Annotated in this window: 1 tRNA gene and 1 pseudogene; one reads left to right on the top strand and one right to left on the bottom strand. The window is 71.4% G+C overall.

Going from position 1 to position 1,037, the window contains the following annotated elements:
* The first annotated feature begins 254 nt into the window (after positions 1-254).
* Positions 255-328: transfer RNA gene (locus CCN56_RS35515), tRNA-Lys, on the top strand.
* Between the two features lie 271 nt (positions 329-599).
* Here the strand turns inward: CCN56_RS35515 and CCN56_RS35510 are convergent.
* Positions 600-1,025, bottom strand: a pseudogene (locus CCN56_RS35510) (class F sortase); the annotation flags it as partial.
* Between the last annotated feature and the right edge of the window lie 12 nt (positions 1,026-1,037).

Here is a 1,037-nt window from a genome sequence, read left to right as displayed (position 1 = left end):
GCTGCCGGGCGCAGCCCGGGCAGCCGCAGTCGGCCGCGGGTTCGAACTCCTCGAAGACCGGCACGCTCATGCGATTCCCCTCCACACTCGTCAAGATCTTTCTGGCCCTTGTTTCGGGCGCCAGTGTCTCAACTGTCTGGACAAATCGCATTTTGACGGATCGAAGGCCTGATACGACCATCCGACAGGCCGGAGGCGACCGGTATTGGTCAGGAGCACCCCCTCACGTCAGGTAGAGTTCTCTTTGTCAGCAGGCGCCGCTAGCTCAGTTGGTTAGAGCAGCTGACTCTTAATCAGCGGGTCCGGGGTTCGAGTCCCTGGCGGCGCACGCAGAGTCAAGGCCCCCTCACCATTGGTGAGGGGGCCTTGATCTTTCTCCGGGCTTTCCGCCCCAACTACCGTCCGTCGTCGGCCAGTTACGCCACATCCCTGGGCCGGGCGGGGGCAGGGCCTCTACAGTGTGCGGAACCCCGACCTCCCGTGGCGGCACCGGGCTCCTCCCGCGGCCCGTGAGCCCCGCGGTCGAGGACCGGCCCGGTCGGCGGCGGCCCGGGACGCGCCCCGCCGACCGGGCCCCGGTCCCACCCGTGCGCAGGACCTCAGGCGCCCGCCCCCGTCAGGTACGCCGAGACCACCACGTTCGCCGTGTACGTCCCCGCCGCCCGGTCGAAGGTGCCGCCGCAGGTGATCAGGCGCAGCTCGGCGCGGTGGGAGTCGCGGGCGCCGTAGACCTTGCCCGCGTCGAAGTCCTCGCGCGGGAAGACCTGGACGTCGTCGACGGTGAACTCGGCGACCGATCCGTCCGTCCGGGTGATGCGGACCTTCGCGCCGGGGCGGGCCGCGCTCAGGCCGTAGAAGACGGCCCGGCGGGTCGCGGTGTCGACGTGGCCGACGAGGAGGGCGGCGCCGGCCGCGCCCGGCCGGGTGCCGGAGCCGAACCAGCCCACGGTGTGCGGCATCTCGTAGGGCGGCGGATCGATGGCGCCCGTGGCGTCCAGGCCGCGCGCCACGGGCGCCATCGATCCGCCGCCCTACGA

It is taken from the genome of Streptomyces sp. NRRL B-24572 (assembly GCF_002156145.1).
Lineage (GTDB): Bacteria > Actinomycetota > Actinomycetes > Streptomycetales > Streptomycetaceae > Streptomyces > Streptomyces vietnamensis.
This window is presented reverse-complemented; position numbering and strand designations above follow the sequence as displayed.